The sequence below is a fragment of the Provencibacterium massiliense genome, assembly GCF_900169495.1.
In the GTDB taxonomy this organism is placed as follows: Bacteria; Bacillota; Clostridia; order Oscillospirales; family Ruminococcaceae; genus Harryflintia; species Harryflintia acetispora.
In genome coordinates this window covers 1,913,008-1,931,054 of the sequence record NZ_FWCH01000012.1, presented here as the reverse complement: position 1 = coordinate 1,931,054, position 18,047 = coordinate 1,913,008, and the positions used below count along the sequence as shown (strand labels likewise).

General features: G+C 58.7%; 19 protein-coding genes and 1 tRNA gene. 10 read left to right on the top strand and 10 right to left on the bottom strand.

Translation table 11 applies throughout. The annotated features are described in order from the left end of the window. Window positions 1-42: 42 nt before the first annotated feature. Both B5477_RS14365 and B5477_RS14360 read right to left on the bottom strand, forming a co-directional pair. Window positions 43-990: a PIN domain-containing protein gene (locus B5477_RS14365; RefSeq protein ID WP_079700320.1), complete on the bottom strand. Its 948-nt coding sequence runs from the start codon at window positions 988-990 to the stop codon at window positions 43-45. A gap of 126 nt (window positions 991-1,116) precedes the next feature. Next, a tRNA-Pro gene (locus tag B5477_RS14360) sits at window positions 1,117-1,192 on the bottom strand. Window positions 1,193-1,377: 185 nt separating this feature from the next. On the opposite strand from B5477_RS14360, the gene spoVAC reads away from it, so the two are divergent. From spoVAC to spoVAE, 3 genes are read left to right on the top strand one after another with little or no spacing between them, the layout of a single operon-like run. Next, window positions 1,378-1,821 (top strand): stage V sporulation protein AC, encoded by a 444-nt coding sequence (gene spoVAC, locus B5477_RS14355; protein ID WP_079700319.1) that lies wholly within the window; start codon window positions 1,378-1,380, stop codon window positions 1,819-1,821. Between the two features lie 16 nt (window positions 1,822-1,837). Further along, entirely contained in the window at window positions 1,838-2,866 is a 1,029-nt protein-coding gene (gene spoVAD / locus B5477_RS14350) for a stage V sporulation protein AD (protein WP_079700318.1), read from the top strand. Window positions 2,867-2,880: 14 nt separating this feature from the next. After that, the gene (spoVAE, locus tag B5477_RS14345; protein ID WP_079700512.1) at window positions 2,881-3,237 is read left to right on the top strand and encodes a stage V sporulation protein AE; all 357 of its coding nucleotides are present in this window, start codon (window positions 2,881-2,883) and stop codon (window positions 3,235-3,237) included. Window positions 3,238-3,336: 99 nt separating this feature from the next. Here the strand turns inward: spoVAE and rpsT are convergent, their stop codons facing one another. Continuing rightward, on the bottom strand, window positions 3,337-3,597 hold the full coding sequence (gene rpsT / locus B5477_RS14340; protein WP_079700317.1) for a 30S ribosomal protein S20: 261 nt from the start codon (window positions 3,595-3,597) through the stop codon (window positions 3,337-3,339). 110 nt (window positions 3,598-3,707) lie between these two features. Here rpsT and gpr point away from each other — a divergent pair, with 110 nt between their 5' ends. The 5 genes from gpr (at window position 3,708) to hemW (ending at window position 9,501) form a co-directional block, all read left to right on the top strand. Then, window positions 3,708-4,580: a GPR endopeptidase gene (gene gpr, locus B5477_RS14335; protein WP_079700316.1), complete on the top strand. Its 873-nt coding sequence runs from the start codon at window positions 3,708-3,710 to the stop codon at window positions 4,578-4,580. A gap of 106 nt (window positions 4,581-4,686) precedes the next feature. Continuing rightward, on the top strand, window positions 4,687-5,898 hold the full coding sequence (spoIIP, locus tag B5477_RS14330) for a stage II sporulation protein P (protein ID WP_159449075.1): 1,212 nt from the start codon (window positions 4,687-4,689) through the stop codon (window positions 5,896-5,898). A 23-nt stretch (window positions 5,899-5,921) separates the two neighbouring features. Further along, window positions 5,922-6,260, top strand: coding sequence for a hypothetical protein (locus B5477_RS14325; RefSeq protein WP_079700314.1), 339 nt, complete (start codon window positions 5,922-5,924; stop codon window positions 6,258-6,260). Window positions 6,261-6,402: 142 nt separating this feature from the next. Continuing rightward, a complete protein-coding gene (lepA, locus tag B5477_RS14320) occupies window positions 6,403-8,205 on the top strand; it encodes a translation elongation factor 4 (protein ID WP_079700313.1) in 1,803 nt (600 codons plus the stop codon). A gap of 183 nt (window positions 8,206-8,388) precedes the next feature. Then, the gene (gene hemW / locus B5477_RS14315) at window positions 8,389-9,501 is read left to right on the top strand and encodes a radical SAM family heme chaperone HemW (protein ID WP_079700312.1); all 1,113 of its coding nucleotides are present in this window, start codon (window positions 8,389-8,391) and stop codon (window positions 9,499-9,501) included. A 23-nt stretch (window positions 9,502-9,524) separates the two neighbouring features. On the opposite strand, the gene B5477_RS15125 is transcribed toward hemW, so the two are convergent. Beyond that, complete coding sequence (locus B5477_RS15125) at window positions 9,525-9,698, bottom strand: hypothetical protein (protein ID WP_159449074.1); 174 nt, start codon at window positions 9,696-9,698, stop codon at window positions 9,525-9,527. 118 nt (window positions 9,699-9,816) lie between these two features. Here B5477_RS15125 and B5477_RS14310 point away from each other — a divergent pair, with 118 nt between their 5' ends. Both B5477_RS14310 and B5477_RS14305 read left to right on the top strand, forming a co-directional pair. After that, entirely contained in the window at window positions 9,817-10,521 is a 705-nt protein-coding gene (locus tag B5477_RS14310) for a carbon-nitrogen hydrolase family protein (RefSeq protein ID WP_132083515.1), read from the top strand. A 26-nt stretch (window positions 10,522-10,547) separates the two neighbouring features. Beyond that, the gene (locus B5477_RS14305; RefSeq protein ID WP_079700310.1) at window positions 10,548-11,741 is read left to right on the top strand and encodes a nitrilase-related carbon-nitrogen hydrolase; all 1,194 of its coding nucleotides are present in this window, start codon (window positions 10,548-10,550) and stop codon (window positions 11,739-11,741) included. Window positions 11,742-11,806: 65 nt separating this feature from the next. On the opposite strand, the gene B5477_RS14300 is transcribed toward B5477_RS14305, so the two are convergent. The 6 genes from B5477_RS14300 to mnmG form a co-directional block, all read right to left on the bottom strand. Continuing rightward, window positions 11,807-12,547 (bottom strand): acyl-[acyl-carrier-protein] thioesterase, encoded by a 741-nt coding sequence (locus tag B5477_RS14300; RefSeq protein ID WP_079700309.1) that lies wholly within the window; start codon window positions 12,545-12,547, stop codon window positions 11,807-11,809. A gap of 38 nt (window positions 12,548-12,585) precedes the next feature. Beyond that, window positions 12,586-13,422, bottom strand: coding sequence for a ParB/RepB/Spo0J family partition protein (locus B5477_RS14295; RefSeq protein ID WP_423241254.1), 837 nt, complete (start codon window positions 13,420-13,422; stop codon window positions 12,586-12,588). A 51-nt stretch (window positions 13,423-13,473) separates the two neighbouring features. Beyond that, window positions 13,474-14,241, bottom strand: a complete 768-nt coding sequence (locus B5477_RS14290) for a ParA family protein (RefSeq protein WP_079700307.1) — start codon at window positions 14,239-14,241, stop codon at window positions 13,474-13,476. A gap of 232 nt (window positions 14,242-14,473) precedes the next feature. Beyond that, on the bottom strand, window positions 14,474-15,295 hold the full coding sequence (locus tag B5477_RS14285) for a ParB/RepB/Spo0J family partition protein (protein WP_079700306.1): 822 nt from the start codon (window positions 15,293-15,295) through the stop codon (window positions 14,474-14,476). A 152-nt stretch (window positions 15,296-15,447) separates the two neighbouring features. Further along, window positions 15,448-16,158: a 16S rRNA (guanine(527)-N(7))-methyltransferase RsmG gene (rsmG, locus tag B5477_RS14280; RefSeq protein WP_079700305.1), complete on the bottom strand. Its 711-nt coding sequence runs from the start codon at window positions 16,156-16,158 to the stop codon at window positions 15,448-15,450. Then, window positions 16,145-18,043, bottom strand: coding sequence for a tRNA uridine-5-carboxymethylaminomethyl(34) synthesis enzyme MnmG (gene mnmG / locus B5477_RS14275; RefSeq protein ID WP_079700304.1), 1,899 nt, complete (start codon window positions 18,041-18,043; stop codon window positions 16,145-16,147). Before mnmG ends, rsmG begins: the two co-directional genes overlap by 14 nt. Window positions 18,044-18,047: the final 4 nt, after the last annotated feature.

The following is an 18,047-nucleotide window of genomic DNA, read 5'->3' as shown; positions in this document are numbered from 1 at the left end:
ATCCGGCAGCAAGCAGACGAATATTGGAGCTAAGTAAAATATTTAGCTATTTATACGAAGTTCCCATACGCCGGAGCTAACCCTATGAAAAACATCATCTTTTCCAAGGTATGCTGTTACATCACTTGAGTGTTGGTAGATTGTCCTGCGAATAGTGCTATCAATTGTGGCGTTACTAAACTTATCCGGGTGGAATAGGGCAATTAAATCTTTACATTCCTCATAAATTTCCGCTAAAGTTGCCCTTCCTCCAAGTTGTTCAAGCGCCTGAATAATAATATCTACCCACCGAATGTTGTCCTCGGCCTCCATTGCACGCTGGTCCATTTCAATATCAATCATAGAAAAGGCCAAGTACACAGTATCACATATTACGAGTTCACTTCCTGTTTTTGTACGATAATCATATTGCAAAAATTCTTTATTCTGAGTGTATGTTCGATCTTTGCTAACAATAATTAAATTGCATTTTAATGTGTTGATCAAGGTCTCCCAAATAACTTCGTCTCCACTGGAGTATTTATCCCCTCCGGGAGGATTCCCCAGAGTTTTTCTTTTTGTTGCAAGGTCGATGTACTCATCTGCTGTGGGTATAGTATTACTGCTTTTCCACAGTTTTACAAAGCTCTCATAGATGTAGTCTTGCTTTGTATCAGATAGAACGGTGTCGATTTTGCCTATAACTTTTTTGCGACAGCTTTTTAATTCTTTTACACACCGCAAATAATCCTTGTATTCCGAAAAGGAGCTAACAAAAGATGATGTATGGGTAGTAGCGGTAGGATCGAAAAAGGTGTTTTTGAAATCGCTGATTATTCTTGTCCTATTCCTCAAATACTCGTTTACGGATTGCTCGGTCGTGATTAAAATCTGCTTATTCTTAAAAAGGGTTCTCATAAAGGCTTTTACATTCCCGGAGTCGTTTGAATTATAAAGCCCAAGAAAGATATTGGTATCAATAAATATCTTGGTGTTTTGTTTTGTAATCACAATATCTCTCCTTTTGTCTTTTAATAAAATGATACCATAAAAATGCAACGGAGGCAAACAAAAAGCAGGATGGCAAAATACCAACCTGCTTTTTTGTCGTTATGACCGCTCGAGGGTCATTCGTAGTGGTCCGAGTGACAGGATTTGAACCTGCGGCATCGTGCTCCCAAAGCACGCGCGCTACCAACTGCGCTACACCCGGCAATATCATCTTTTCGCCTTTAAGGCGCTCAAATATTATACAATATTTAAAATTTCATGTCAACGAAACAAAATGTCCGTCCGCCGCGCTGGCAAGTTTTGCAGCGGCCTGTTTCCTGATAATTTGCAGGAGCCTCGGAAAAACTATTCTAGACCAAATTCTAAAACAGGAAGTGGGGCATTTTCATGAAACTGACTCCCAAGGACTATCAGGGCATGGCCGACAAGGCCGCCCCGTCCACAAAAAGTTATATTACCATTCCCAGCGCCTTCGTGATCGGCGGCGCCATCTGTATGCTGGGGCAGGCGATCCAGACCCTTTACATCACCATGGGCCTCGAACGGGACATCGCTTCCTCCTCCACCTCGGTTACGCTCATCCTGCTCTCCGCCCTGCTCACCGGGCTGCAGGTCTATGATAAGATTGCCCGCTACGGCGGGGCCGGCACCCTGGTGCCGATCACCGGCTTTGCCAACGCCATGGTCTCCCCGGCGCTCGAATTCAAGAGCGAGGGCCTCGTGCTGGGGTTGGGCGTCAAGCTGTTCACCATCGCGGGACCGGTGATCGTCTATGGCACCGCGGCCGGGTTCGTATATGGATTAATCATCTTTTTCTTTAGGCTTTACTGAGCGGGAGGGGAAAACTATGCCTACTAAAATCGGGAAATACACCACCCGCCTGGACACCAGCCCGAGCCTGGTCTCCTTTGCATCGGTGGTTTCAAAAAAAGAAGGGGAGGGGCCTCTGGCGCCCTACTTCGATATGATCTGCGATGACACCTCGTTCGGCGAGCAGACCTGGGAGAAGGCTGAAAGCCGTATGCAGAAGGACGCCGTCTCCAAGGCGCTGCAAAAGGCCAACCTCTCTTCCTCCAACATCGACTACATCTTTGCCGGGGATCTGCTCAACCAGTGTATCAGCTCCTCCTACGGGCTGCGCGACCTCGGCGTCCCCTTCTTCGGACTGTATGGGGCCTGTTCCACCATGGCCGAGAGCCTGTCGCTGGCGTCCCTCTTTGTCGAGGCGTCGCTTTGTAACAACGCCGTCGCGGTGACCTCTTCCCACTTCTGCTCGGCCGAGCGGCAGTTCCGCTTCCCGCTGGAATACGGCGGCTCGCGCGCGCCCACCTCCCAATGGACGGTGACCGGCTCGGGTGCGGCGGTGGTGGGCAAACAAGTCTCGCCGCCCTATGTCAAGCATGTCTGCGTGGGCACCATCGAGGACATGGGGATCAAGGACATCAACAATATGGGCGCCGCGATGGCGCCCGCTGCCGCCGCCACCCTCTCCCGCTTCTTCGAGGACACCGTCACCGGGCCGGACAACTACGACCTTGTGCTCACCGGGGATCTCGGGCAGGTCGGCTCCCAGCTCTTGGACGAGCTGTTGGAGCGCGAGGGATATACCCTGGGCAAGAAGCATAACGACTGTGGGCTGATGATCTACGACCGCGAGACCCAGGACGTGGCCGCCGGCGGCTCGGGCTGCGGATGCAGCGCCTCGGTGCTCTGCTCGTATATCTGCCAGGCGATCCAGGCCGGACGGCTGCGGGACGTACTCTTCGTCGCCACCGGAGCGCTGATGAGCACCACCAGCGTGCAGCAGGGGGAGTCCATCCCCGGGATCGCCCATCTGATCCACCTCTCATCCACACCGCACAAAGGAGGAAAATAACCGTGGAAATCTTTCTGGAATATCTCAAGACCTTCTTGGTGGGCGGCGCCATCTGCGCCGTGGGGCAGGTGCTGATCGACTACACCAAGCTGACCCCGGCGCGGATCCTGGTGATCTTCGTGGTCGCGGGGGTTGTGCTTGGCGGGCTGGGGCTCTACCAGCCGCTGATCGACTTCGCGGGGGCGGGGGCTACCGTGCCGCTGACCGGCTTCGGCGCGCTGATCGCCAAAGGGACCATGGCCGCGGTGCGCACCGACGGGCTGATCGGCGCCATCTCGGGCGGGATCTGCGCGGCGGGCGCCGGGATCGGCGCCGCCATCATCTTCGGGCTGATCGTGGCGCTGATCTTTAAACCCGGCGACAAGATGTAAATGCGCTTGCACGGCAACCCGTACAAGCGCAAACAAAAAGCAGTCCCACTTCCACTCTCATGGATGGGGCTGCTGTTTTGACGAAAGTATTCTGCCGCTTTAGCCGACGGCATTCAGCTTGCGGGCGAGGCTGGACTTTCTTCTGGACGCGGTGTTTGCATGAAGAACGCCTTTCGCGCAGGCCTGATCGATCGTTTTGATCGCGACGCGCACGACCTCCTGCTTGTCGGCAGCATTGTTTTCAACCGCAGCGTTCGCCTTCTTGATCGCGGTCTTGAGGTCGCTCTTTACCGCCTTGTTCGCCATCGTTTTCGTAGCGATAACCTTGACTCTCTTCTTCGCAGATTTCACGTTTGCCATTGTGCCACCTCCTTGCCTACATGACAGTACAAGTTATAATAGCATTTTTTATGGGAAATTGCAAGTGTTTTTTCATCTGTACAACAAATTCTCCGAAAGGAAGCACAGCCATGAATTTTCGCAGCGACCTCGCACTGGAGGAAACCGAGTCCCTCGGCCGTGACAACCTGCCGCAGGGGGTGAAGGTTGACGCGCTCCAATACGATAGTATAACCGTCAACATCGTCGATATTACCAGCGAGCAGGGGTCAGAGGCCCTCGGCAAGCCGGTGGGGCGGTACCTCACCGTCGAGCTTCCGCCCTTCTACTCCTCCAACCAGTCCACTGAAAAGGAGATCGAGGCCCTTGCCCGGGAAATCCAGAAGCTGGTCCCGGAGCAGGGAACGGTGCTGGTGGTGGGGCTGGGGAACATCCACATCACCCCGGACGCGCTCGGCCCGCGCACCTGCGACCTCTGCCTTGCCACCCGCCACATTTCGGGAGAGCTCGCCAAGTCCGCGGGGCTTGGAAACCTGCGTCCGGTCGCGGCACTGGCCCCCGGCGTGCTGGGCCAGACCGGGATCGAGTCGGGGGAGATCATCCGCTCGATCGTTAAGGACCTGCGCCCCTGCGCGGTGATCGCAGTGGACGCCCTGGCTGCGCGCAGCCTGGAGCGCCTGGGGTGCACCATCCAGGTTTCCAACTCGGGAATTTCCCCCGGCTCGGGGGTGATGAACCGCCGCTTCGAGCTCTCCAAGGCGACCCTCGGGGTAGAGGTCGTCTCGATCGGCGTGCCCACCGTGGTGGACGCCGCCACCATGGTCTATGAGCTGGCGGGGCAGGAGCCCTCCCTGGCGCAGCAGGACAAGGCGCGCATGATGATGGTCACCCCCCGCGAGGTCGACCTGCTCATCGAGCGGGCGGCCAAGGTGCTGTCCCTGGCCATCAACCATGCGCTGCAGCCCCACATCTCGGTGGAGGACATCGGATACCTGGTCAGCTGACCGTTTCAAACATATCTCTTTTATGAAAACCTTCATGTATACTCCCGCCCGGGCGTGAATATACATGGATTGGTGCTCAACTAAAAAGATAAAGGTATGTTTGAAATTGAGAAGATATCGTAACCCCAAAAAGTTCATTCTGCTCTTTTTCACCATCGCGGTGGCTGCGCTCAGCTTTCCCCTGATCAAATCCGGACTGTATCATTCCATGCCGTTTATACAGTCGGTAGGGGAGCGCCTGGCGCTTTTTTCCGCGTTTTCGGATATGCCGGCCCAGAGCCTGGAGCTGCTCGAGCAGCGCTTCAACTCGGAAATTTTTTACGGCGACGAGGAGATTGACGCGCCCGAGCCCAACCCAAACCCGGTCCCCTCCCCGCAGCCCAAGCCGCAGGAGGAGTCCTCCTCCGTCCCGGAACAGGGCGGGGAGGCCTCGAGCTCGGGGCCCGGCGAGGAGTGGGAGGCAGACGAAGGGGACGAGGAGACCCAAAGCAAGGAAGCCCCGCCCGAGATCCCGGCCCAGTACCGGGGCGACATGATCGAGGAGGATTTGTCCGGCTACGACTCGTCGAGCTATTATCATCTCGAACCGGGATACCTGCGCAACTACACCAAGCTGGATTTTGACGACATCGAAGAAATCCTCGAGGACGCCCCGGCCTTGGGGCTGGGCGGCAACGGCGAGCCTCAGGTGCTGATCATGCACACCCACGCCACCGAAGCCTTTGAGCGGTATGACAATATCTTCTACGACACGCGGAATACCTGGCGCAGCACCGACAATAATATGAACATGGTGGCGGTGGGGGAGGAGCTGGCAAAAACCCTGCGTGAAAACGGGGTCAACGTCCTGCACGACAGCACCCAGCACGACTACCCCTCCTACAACGGCTCCTATGAGCGCAGCGCCGAGACGGTCAAAGGGTACCTCGAGGAATATCCCTCGATCAAGATCGTGCTGGACGTCCACCGGGACGCCATCGACCGAAACGGCACCCTGGTGCGGCCCATCACCACCATCGACGGAAAAAAGGCCGCCCAGCTGATGATCATCGCGGGCAGCGACGACGGCACCATGAATATGCCCAACTGGCGGGACAATCTGCGCTTTGCCGCCGCCATCCAGCGCCAGGCGGAGGGCGCCTTTGAGCATCTCATGCGGCCGATCTTCTTCTGCTACCGCAAATATAACCAGGACCTGACCCGGGGCTCGCTGCTGCTGGAATTCGGCTCGCACGGAAACACCCTGGAGGAGTGCCTCTACACCGCCCGTCTGGCCGGACAGTCGATCGCACAGGCGATCAAGGACCTGGAGGAATAGCCGAAAGGACGTAAAACCACAATATGAAGTTTAACGTACGGTCGTTTTTTATTGGATTTCTACTTTCTGTAATTTTTACCATCCTGATGCTGGGCCTGGCGTTCGTCAATTACCATGCCTACCAGACCGGGACGCCGGACTATGCGCCCATCGTTTCGTTGGAAGAAGCGCAGAGTGTCTATACAATCAGTATTGTTGGCAAGGAAATATACTTCGATCAGGGGCTGGTGCAGGATATGGAACCTACTTTGCAGAAGCTGTCCGTCTTCCTGCCGACGGATTTGCGGATGCTTGCCGCCGGATACCGCAGCCTGGGGGAGGCGGTAAGGGAATATCTGCCGCACTTATGGTGGAAATCGTGAGCGCCGCCAGGTACGGATCGTTTTGCGCGACTATTTTTGAAAACATTGCGGGCCTGTTGCCTGCAATGTTTTTTTTGTGGTATAATTTCTACAGTAGAATTAATTTTGACTTCATTTTAATAGACCGGAGGTACCCCGACCTATGCAGGACCACGCTCATATTCGCAACTTCTGCATCATCGCACACATCGACCACGGCAAGTCCACCCTGGCCGACCGCATCCTCGAGCTCACCCAGGCGGTCAGCGCCCGGGAGGCCCAGGACCAGCTGCTGGACAATATGGACCTCGAGCGCGAGCGCGGCATCACCATCAAGGCGCGGGCGGTCAGCCTGCGCTACCATGCCGACAACGGGGAGGACTACCTCTTCAACCTGATCGACACCCCCGGACACGTGGACTTCAACTACGAGGTTTCCCGGTCCCTTGCCGCCTGCGAGGGGGCGGTGCTGGTGGTGGACGCCTCACAGGGCATCGAGGCGCAGACGCTGGCCAACACCTATCTGGCGGTGGACCACGATTTGGAGATCGTCCCGGTGGTCAACAAGATCGACCTGCCCAGCGCCGACCCCGAACGCGTCTGCCACGAGATCGAGGACATCATCGGCATCCCGGCGATGGACGCGCCGCAGATTTCGGCCAAGACCGGGGTGAACATCCGCGCGGTGCTCGAACAGGTGGTGGCGCTGGTGCCCCCGCCGAAAGGGGAACGCGACAAGCCGCTGTGCGCCCTGATCTTCGACAGCTATTACGACTCCTATAAGGGGGTCATCGTCTATATCCGGGTGATGGACGGGGCGCTGCGCGCGGGGGAGCGGATCAAAATGATGGCGACCGGCGCCGAATTCGACGTGGTGGAGGTCGGCTTCATGGGCGCGACCTCGCTTCAGCCGCAGGACGAGCTCTGCGCGGGGGAGGTCGGGTATCTGACCGCGAGCATCAAGACGGTGGCCGACACCCGGGTGGGCGACACGGTCACCCTCGCCCGGGACCCGGCCGCCCAGCCGCTGCCGGGCTACCGCAAGGTAAACCCCATGGTCTACTCGGGGATCTACCCGGTGGACGGGGCCCGCTACCCGGATTTACGGGACGCGCTCGAGAAGCTGCAGCTCAACGACGCTTCCCTCTCCTTTGAGCCCGAGACCTCGGCCGCGCTGGGCTTCGGCTTCCGCTGCGGCTTTCTGGGCCTGCTGCACATGGAGATCATCCAGGAACGGATCGAGCGGGAGTTTTCCCTGGAGATCATCACCACCGCACCGAGCGTGGTCTATCAGCTCACCCTCACCGGCGGGGAGGAGCTGCAGATCGACAACCCGACCAATTACCCCGATCCCGCCACCATTGAGAGCGCCCGGGAGCCGTTCGTCAAGTCGAGCATCCTCACGCCCACCCAGTATATCGGCACCATCATGGAGCTCTGCCAGGAGCGGCGGGGGGAATACAAGGATACCAAGTATCTCGACGATACCCGGGCCGAGCTGCACTACGAGCTGCCGCTCAACGAGATCATCTATGATTTCTTCGACGCGCTCAAGAGCCGCACCAAGGGCTATGCCTCCTTCGACTATGAGCTGTGCGGCTACCGGGATTCCAAGCTGTGCAAGCTGGACATCCTGTTAAATAGCGAGGTCGTGGACGCTTTTTCGCTGATCGTCCATGCGGACAGGGCCTATCCGCGCGCGCGCCGGATGGCCGAAAAACTCAAGGAGACCATCCCGCGCCAGCTCTTCGAGATTCCCATCCAGGCCGCGGTGGGGGGTAAGGTGATCGCCCGCGAGACGGTCAAGGCCCTGCGCAAGGACGTGCTGGCCAAGTGTTACGGGGGAGACATCACCCGCAAAAAGAAGCTGCTCGAAAAGCAGAAGGAAGGAAAAAAGCGGATGCGCCAGTTCGGCTCGGTCGAAGTGCCGCAGGAGGCTTTCATGGCGGTCCTCAAACTGGACTGATGGCAGGGGACGGCCGCGCTGCAGAAGCACGGTATTATCACACACAGGGAAAGAATTGCGGGCTGTAGGATCTACAGCCCGCAAGCTGAATCAGGACAGGGCCGGGAGCAAAGTATTTTGCTCAAATAGTATAAATGTTTAATTATAATACAAACAGTAAACATTGTGTTGGGAGGTGCCGTTATGCCGAAACCGGAAGGCCTTTATATCCATGTGCCCTTCTGCCGCAAGAAATGCGGATACTGTGACTTTTATTCCGTACCCGGGACGCAGGAGGACTACGACCGCTATACCGACCAGGTCTGCCAAATGCTTTTGGATTGCCCCTTTGGCAGCCGTGTCTTTGACACGGTGTATTTCGGCGGCGGCACGCCCTCGCTGCTGGGCGCGCGCAACATCGACCGGATCCTCCAGGCCGCCGTATCCCGCCACACCCTGACCGGAAGGGAGATCACCCTGGAGGCCAATCCCAACACGGTGGACGGAGCGTTCTTTGAGAATATCCACCGCAGCGGCGTCAACCGGGTTTCGATGGGGCTGCAGGCGGCGCAGCCGCTGCTGCTGCACACCCTGGGGCGTTCCCACACGCCCGGGGACGTCACAAGGGCGGTCGAGTTGGCGCGGAGGGCGGGGATCGAAAACATCTCGCTCGACGTCATGCTCTCACTGCCCGGACAGACGCTGGAGGACATCCTGCAAACCCTGCAGTTTTGCATCGAGCTGGAGGTACCGCACATCTCTGCCTACCTGCTCAAGATCGAGGAGGGGACGCCCTTTGACTGCCAGGACGTGCGCGGCCTCTGCCCGGACGAGGACCTGCAATCCGAGCATTACTACCGCATGGTTTGTTTTCTCGAGCACCACGGCCTGCTGCAATATGAAATTTCAAACTTCTCTAGGCCCGGCTTCGAGAGCCAGCACAATCTGGGCTACTGGAAGCTGGTGCCCTACCTTGGGCTGGGCCCGGCGGCGCACTCCTTCCTGGACGGGAAGCGGTTCCATTTCGAGCGCGACCTGCCTGCCTTCCTGGCGGCAAAGGACCCCTGGTCGCTGAGGCAGGACGACGGGCCGGGCGGGGATTTCACCGAGTTTGCCATGCTGCGCCTGCGGCTGCGCGAGGGGCTCAACCTCGACGAGGCGCAGGCCTATTACGGGGTGGACAAGGAGCAATTTCTCTTTCGGGCCCAACGGTTCATCCCGCTGGGACTGGTCCAGCAAAGCGGCTCAAGCCTGCGCCTGACCCCGCGCGGCTTCCTGCTCTCCAATCCGCTCATTGCCCGGCTGCTGGGCGACTGACCGTCCTTCTCAAAGAATAGTCCCTATAAAGCGACACAGCAGAAGAAGCCACCAGCCTTTGATTTCCAAAAAATGTAATAACTTTGATAAAAACGAATTCCTCCCTCAGCCTCCTTCACCGCAAAGGCCGATGTTTGCGCAGGATCGGCAGGGGAGACTATCGCTTTCCATCGTTCGCTGGTCTGTTTTGATGCCATGGAAGTCAATCATCCATTTTTATAGCCGGCCATTCGTTTTGGAAAGCCTTGCGCACGGGGCGGGGGCGGGGTATAATAGAGGTATCGATTTTTGTCGCCAAAGGAGGAGATTTCCCCCGTGTCCAAGATAAATGTCTGTTTTTCTTACCCCTTCGTCAAGCCAAAGGAGCCGGCCAACCTTGTCATCTTCTGTGAGGGGAACGCCGCTGTCCCCGAGCGGGAGCTGCCGCGCTACCTCAAGCAGGCGATGGATTATGCGAAGGCTTACCAGGTTTATCTGGTGCCGGGGCGGTTTGTGCTCAAGGGCCGGCTCTGCATGACCCTGCTCTCTCCGGCGGGGAAGCCGGTGGCGCTGCAGAAGGCCTGCCACCTCAACCTCCTCCACCACGCCTCCCTCGAGCCGGGCAGCGCGATCGAAGTGTTCGATACCGAGCTGGGGGCCATCTGCCTCATCGCGGACGTGGACATTTACCACCCCGAGGTGCTGCGCTCGGCGGCCATGCTCGGGGCCGAGACGGCGATCGTATCCCAATATTTTGACCTATACGATGTGAATGTGACCCGGATCATGAGCGGCTGCTGGGACATGGCGCAGCAAAACCAGATGTATGTCCTCGGCGCCCACAACGCGGGCTGCTGTGTCTGCGCGCCCTGCGCGCTCACCGAGGACGAGAGCGGCTTCCTCTTAAAGCCGCAGGCCGAGTTCCCCGCCCTGGCGACGGTTTATCCCCATAAGCTGCAGAAGCTGAGGGAGCAGCAAAACCTGCTCTCGATGATCAACCCGGATTTCTGCGCCGCCAGCGCGTCCCTGCTCGACCGCTGAGCCCATCTTGAAAAGGAGATACGCGCATGCTGTCACTCAAGACCATTGCGGCATCCTACACGCTGTCGGCCAAGCTCGACCCGGAAAAATGCGAAAAGCTGATCGAAGCCCTCGGAATCCGCCGCAGCACCATCCTGGACTACGTCTATCCCAACAACATCAAGCTCTCCGCCGCCCATCTGCGGCTGACGCCATATAAGGACATCAAATCTTTCATCGAGGACTGCTGCCGGTTGATCGACATGGCCATCCAGTCCGGCTCCCAGCTTTTGCTGCTGCCCCACCTGCTGGGCCTGGTGCCGCTGAGCGTGGACAAGCCCTCGATGTCGCTGGCAACCTCCCTAATCGAGGACCTCTGCAAGGGGCAGACGCCGCCCGCCAACCTGCGCGCGCGGTTCGGGTCGGTCATGGACAAGCTCTCCGACTTTTTATTCGATTGCTACTACAACATTTTCCTGCTGCTCGCCCACAAATATAACATCTATATCGCCGCGGGGAGCACCTACGTCGCCACCTCGCAGGGAATTTTCTGCCGCTCCTATCTCTTTAGCCCGGACAGCGACGAGGCCTTTTTTCAGGATAAGATTACCCTCAGCCCGACCGAACGGGCCCTTGGCATCCAGCCGGGAAACGAACTGAAAATTTTCGATTCCAAAATCGGCAAGCTCGCCATCCTGGCCGACACCGACGGCTCGTTCTACGAGTGCTACAAGGCAGCCAAGGCCCTCGGTGCGCAGCTGGTGCTCACCCCGGCGCTGAGCAGCGAACAGCTTTCCCACAATCCGCGCTACAACGCTTCGCTGATGAATGCGCAGCATTATAATCTCTATACGGTGCGCTCCTCCTTCTATTCCACCGGTGAAACATTGCCCGCCTTCCGGGGGGCCAGCGGAATCTATGCGCCGCTTCTGATGACCCGGGATCTCAACGGGGTGGTGGTGCACAACCACGAGAGCGATGAAACCGGCGGGGTTCTCTCCTCCCGGATCGACCCGCCGCGGCTACTGGATAATATGGACGTCTATTCCCACCACCGCAACCCGCTCTTCTACGAACGGATGATGAAGGAGACCTATCCCGGCTTCTTTAAGGGCACTCTGCCCTCGCCCACGGTGGTGCCCTCCTATGTGCCGCAGGAGAATCCGGAAGAGGCAGGGGCCGCGCCGCAGGAGGCTGCAAACGAGCCCGAGGCTTCCGAGGAAAACGCCGCTCAGGTTTAAATTGAAGGCAGACAAAAGGGGTTCCCGGCCTTTCATTGGCCGGGAACCCCTTTTCCTGTCGCTTTTTATTCCAGGGTCAATAGCGCTTCAAAGCAGCAGAGCGTTTCCTTCTCTCCCCGCAGATACCAGCTTCCCTCTGAGGTTTTGCCACGCAGCAGGGAAATACGCTCGCCCTCGCGCACCTCGTTTTGGTAATGGAGGTAAAGCTCCTTCGCTTCCCGCTCCAGCTCCCCAAAGGGAAGGGCATCGCAGATTACATCCGCATAGCCGGCATTGTTCATATGCCGGTTGATGTCCAGATCGGAATAGCGAACCTCCCGCACGCCGGCAGGCTCCAGCCCCTCGGGGGGGAGGGGGCGGTACCGCGTCAGGGTGGTCGGTTCGAGGTCCTCGGTCATCGGCAGCACGCCGGTGAATTCCTTCGGACGCAGAATCCTCCTGCTCTGCGGGTCGACCAGCAGCCAGGTGGTATCCGCAACCGCAAGGCGTTCGCCAGCTTCCGAAAATATCTCGTTGGTACGGATAAACTGCGCCTTGATGGGCAGCTTGGGCGTGGTGAGCAACCGCAGCCGCTCCCGGCAGCGGGGGAGACGTTCGATCTTCAGGCGAAGTTTGGCCAGAAGAAACACCTGTCCCAGCTCGGCCAGCCGCTCATAGGGGAGGCCCAGCTCGTCGAGATGCTCTCCGCTGATTTCCTGCATATGCCGCAGAAGGTAGGAGAGCTTGATCCGGTTTAATATGTCGCATTCATAGCTCTGTACCTGGATGTTCTTTTCATATTGCTTGTTGTCATTGATCAGGGGCATGTTCTTATCCTTTTCTCCGTTTGTTCCATGTGAAACAGTCAGTAGGAAATCTTCTGTCCGCTCAGCCGCTCGGCGATGTCGCACAGATCCTGCTGGCTGAGGAAGTCCAGCTCGATCGAACCGTGCTCGCCCGCCGTATGGCGGATGGTCACCTTACGCCCGAGCTCCTGGCGCAGCGCAAGCTCCAGTTCCCGGTAGAAGCTCTCCTCGCCAAAGGCAGGCTCCTTCTTTTTTGGGGAGGTCTTCTGCCTTTTGCACTTCTTTGCCAGCTGCTCGAGCTCCCGCACGGTGATCCGGTCGGCCAGCACCTTTTGTACGTTTTCCTCGATCAATCCGCTGTCTTCCAGCGCCAGCAGGGCGCGGGCATGGCCCGCCGAAACCTGTCCCCGCCGCACCAGGTCGAGCACCGGGTCAGGGAGGTTTAAAAGCCGCAGGGCGTTGGCCACCGCCGGCCGGGACTTGCCAACCGAACTGGCCACCTTCTCCTGGGTCATCCCGTAGCTCTCCATCAGCTGCCGGTAGCCCAAGGCCTCCTCGATCGGATTGAGGTCCTCGCGCTGGAGATTTTCGATGAGCGCCAGCTCCATCGCTTCAAGGTCGGTCATTTCCCGGACGACCACCGGCACCTCGGAGAGCCCGGCCATCCGCGAGGCACGCCAGCGGCGCTCCCCGGCGATCAGCTGATAGCGCCCGCTGGGGAGAGGGCGCACCAGCAACGGCTGGAGCACCCCATGTTCCCGGATGGAATCGGCCAGCTCGGCCAGTGACTCCTCATCGAACTGCTTGCGGGGCTGGTCGCGGTTGGGTTCAATCTCGTTGATGGGCAGCGCCGCGGCGCTGCTGCCCGTGCTGTTATCCGCAAAGAGGGCGTCCAGGCCCTTGCCCAGCCCCCCCAGTCTTGCCTTCGCGATGACGTCCGCCTCCTATCACATATGATACATGCCGATGATCTCCTGCGCAAGCTCGTTATAGGCCTGGGCCCCCTTGGACACCCGGTCGAAATAGATGATCGGCTGGCCAAAGCTCGGCGCCTCGGAAAGGCGCACATTTCGGGGGATCACCGTCTTAAACACCTTGTTGGGAAAATATTTTTTGACCTCCGCCACCACCTGCAAGGTCAGATTGAGGCGGGAATCGTACATGGTGAGCAGCACCCCCAAAATCTCGATCGTGGGGTTATACAGCCGTTTGACCTGACGCACCGTGGTGATAAGCTGGGACAGCCCCTCAAGCGCATAATATTCGCACTGGATCGGTACCAGCAGGTAATCGCTGGCTGCCAGGGCGTTGAGGGTGATCAGCCCGAGGGAAGGGGGGCAGTCGATCAGCACAAAATCATAATTCAGCTTCAAAGGGGTCAGCAGCTTCTTAAGGCGCATGGTCCGGTCCTCGAGCTCGATGAGCTCGATCTCCGCCCCCGCCAGCTCGATGCTCGCGGGCAGGATATCCACATTCTTGAACTTGGTGTGGACCAGCGCCTTGGCCGCCGGCTGGGTGCCGATGATCAAATCATAGGTGGAGGCCTCGCAGGTCCGCTTGTTAATCCCAAATCCGCTGGTAGAATTCCCCTGCGGATCCATATCTACCATCAGAACGCGCTTCCCGGCAAAGCCGAGCGCCGCCGCTAGATTGACCGCGGTGGTCGTCTTTCCAACGCCGCCCTTCTGGTTGGCGATCGCAATAACCTTTCCCAACGCTTCTCCTCCTACGCCTTTACTCACACAAAAAGAATTATAACATAAAACCGGCGGTTTTCATAGCTGTTTCACATGAAACAAGAGCAAAAACCATCAAAAAACGGGCCAAAGGTCAAAAAACCTCGGACCCGCTTATCAAAATACCAAAAGGGCCGCGGCAAAACGGCCCTTTCGGTAATCAGCCAGGGAATGTGAGTTATGCTAAAACCGGTTCGGTTATAGCCGAGTTTCAGGCCGAGGTACGGCTGCGCTGGGCATGCTTTTTGGGGATGCGCACCGTCAGGTTGATATACTCGTCATCCTCGCTCTGCTGGGTTACAGCGGGAATCCCGGCGAGCTTCATCGTCTCGACCGCCTTGTTGATGGTGTTCAGAAAAATCCGCACATCCTTGAGGATAAAGATGCGGGTGGGCTTGGGGCCGTGGCTTTCGAGTAGGGAAGCGATATACCGCTCGGTCTGGGCCACGTTGAGCTGGCGCTGGGCAATGACTGCAATCACCTCGAGCTGCCGCCGCTCCCCGGAAATCTGGAGCAGACAGCGCGCGTGCCGCTCGGTGAGGCCGTTTTCCTGAATTTTGCGCCGCACCAGCGGCGCAAAGCGCAGAAGCCGCAGCTTGTTGGCCACGGTGGACTGCGCCATCCCAAGCCGCTCGGCCAGCTGCGCTTGGGAGAGCCCATGCTCCTGCAGCAGGGAGGCCATCGCCTCGGCCTGCTCAAAAAAGTTGAGGTCGGCCCGTTGGAGGTTTTCGATCAGCGCCAGCGTCTTGCTGGCGTAGTCATCCATCTCCTCCACAATGGCCGGGATCACGCTGTAGCCCAGCTTGCGGAAAGCGCGAAGCCGCCGTTCGCCGGCGATCAGCTGATATTCTCCCGGCGCCCGCTCCCGCACGCTGATCGGCTGGAGCAGGCCGTTTTGCGCGATGCTTTGGGCCAGCTCGAGCAGCGCCTGCTCGCCAAACACCCGGCGGGGCTGGTCGGGGTTGGGAACGATGTGCTCCACTGGAAGAAGCACCACATTGTTGACCACCCTGCCGTCCGGAATCTGTTGCATCCGCCCGCCTCCAATCTGCCGGTTATAAGATGTCATTCTCTTACAACAAAAAATCCTATTGCTTGTCCACAATAGGATTGTAACAGATTATTCCATTTATTTCCATTCTTTTTGATCGCAAAATTCTGCTTGTTGCGCTGCAATCTGTTTTTTCACAGCGGCTTTTTTGCAATTTTGGCGGCGGGCCGGGGATATTTTGCCGAAGTCTGCGATATTTTCTTGATCAGTATGATGTTTCGCTCGCTCCCGTCCGGCAGGGTAAAGTGCTCGATCCCCTCCAGCTTGCCGCCCAGCAGGCGGATCGCATTTCCCGCCGCCCCGGCCTCCTCTTCTGCACCCTTGGACTTTAAAGCGGCGAATATGCCGCCCACCCTGACGAAGGGGAGGCAGTATTCGCAGAGATTGCTGAGATTCGCTACCGCCCGCGCCGTGGCCAGGTCGAAGCGTTCCCGCAGCTCAGGGTTTTGGCCGCCCTCCTCCGCCCGCGCATGGATACAGTCCGCCTGGAGCCCCAAGCGCTCGCAGAGCTGGCTTAAAAAGGTGATCCGCTTGCCCAGGCTGTCCAGCAAAGTGAGGGAAATGTCCTCCCGCGCCAGACGCACCGGTACCCCGGGAAATCCCGCGCCGGTGCCGACGTCGATCAGGCTGCCGCCCTTAGGAAGGTTCGCCGCCTTTAAAAGCAGCAGGCTGTCCAGGAAATGCTTGCAGGCGATCTCCTGCGGCTCGGTGATGGCCGTAAGGTTGACCTTCTCATTGTACTCCACCAAAAACTCGGCGTACCGGTCCAGCCTGTCAATCGCGCCCTGCGGCAGCTCGATCCCATAATCTCGGCACCAGCCGAGCAGAAGTTCATTCGGAATCATCTCGGGATTCCCCCTTCCTGCGTTTGCTCTCCAGATAGATAATTAAAATAGAGACGTCCGCCGGGCTTACCCCGGAAATCCGGCTCGCCTGTCCCAGGCTGCGCGGCCGGATCTTTTGCAGCTTCTCGGCGGCCTCCAGCCGCAGGCCGGAAACCTCGCTGTAGTCGATCCCCTCGAGCAGCAGCCTGCTTTCCAACCGCCGGGCCTGCTCCACCTGGGCGAGCTGCTTTTTGATATACCCCTCGTACTTGATCTCGACCTCCACCTGCTCGATCACCGCGTCCGGCAGGGAAGGGGCTTCACCATCAAAGGGGAGAATATCCCGGTAGCTGATCTGCGGACGGCGCAGCAAGGCCGCCATGGTGGTGCCGGTGGAAATCGGGGCTGTTTCATGTGAAACAAGCATCTCGTTGAGGCGCTCATCCGGCGCCAGTACCCGCCTTTTCAGGCGCTCCAGCTCCTGGTCGCGCGCGGCCACCTTCTCCAAAAACTCCCCGTAGCGCTCCGCACTGATCAGCCCAACCGCATGCCCGAGCGGGGTGAGCCGGATGTCCGCATTGTCCTGCCGCAGCAGCAGCCGGTACTCCGAGCGGGAGGTCATCATCCGGTAGGGGTCCTGGCAGCCCTTGGTCACCAGGTCGTCGATCAAGGTGCCGATATAGGAGGAGGCGCGTTCCAGCACGAACGCTTCCTTTCCCTGCACCTGGCGTGCCGCATTGATCCCGGCGATCAGGCCCTGGGCGGCCGCCTCCTCGTAGCCCGAGGTGCCGTTAAACTGCCCCGCGCCGTAGAGCCCCCGCACCGGAAGAAACTCCAGGGTGGGCCGCAGCTGCAGCGGGTCCACGCAGTCGTACTCGATCGCGTAAGCGTCCCGCATAATTTCAACCTGTTCCAGCCCTTCAATGGTCCGGTAGAGCGCAACCTGCACCTCCTCGGGCAGGGAAGAGGAGAGCCCCTGCAGGTACATCTCCTCGGTATCCTCGCCCATCGGCTCGACAAAGAACTGGTGGCGGGGCTTGTCTGAAAAACGGACCACCTTGTCCTCGATGCTCGGGCAGTACCGCGGCCCGATCCCCTCAATCTTTCCACCGTAGAGCGGGGAACGGTGGAGATTTTCTCGGATCACTTCGTGGGTTCTCCCGTTGGTATACCCGATGTGGCAGAGCACCTTGTTGTGCAGCTCTCCCTTGGTGGTGAAGGAGAAGGGGACCACCGGTTCGTCGCCCGGCTGCTCCTGAAGCTGTGTAAAATCGATGCTCCTGCGATGCACCCGCGCGGGGGTCCCGGTCTTGAAGCGACGCAGCCGAAGCCCCAGCCTTTCGAGCGAGGCGCTCAGGGTATTGCAGGGGTGCATCCCGTCCGGGCCGCTGGCAGCGGTATACTCCCCCACAAAGATTTTTCCCCGCAGGTAGGTCCCCGAACAGACGATGGCCGCCCCTACCCGGTAGACGGCTCCCATCGCAGTCACCACCTCCCGCACCCGCCCATCCTTGGCGCGAATGTCTACGATCTCGGCCTGGCGCAGGTCCAGCCCCGGCTGGGATTCGACCGCCTGTTTCATATAGGCGTGATAGGCCCGCCGGTCGGACTGGACCCGCAGGCTGTGCACCGCCGGCCCCTTTCCGCGGTTGAGCATCCGGCTCTGCAAAAAGGTGGCGTCCGCCGCCTTCCCCATCTCGCCGCCCAACGCATCGATCTCCCGCACCAGATGGCCCTTGGCCGTCCCGCCGATTGAGGGGTTACAGGGCATGTTGGCGATCGCGTCCAGCGACATGGTGAAGAGCACGGTGTGCGCACCCAGCCGCGCGGCGGCAAGCGCGGCCTCCACCCCCGCGTGGCCCGCGCCGATCACCGCAACATCATAATTTCCCGCCTGATATTCCAAAACG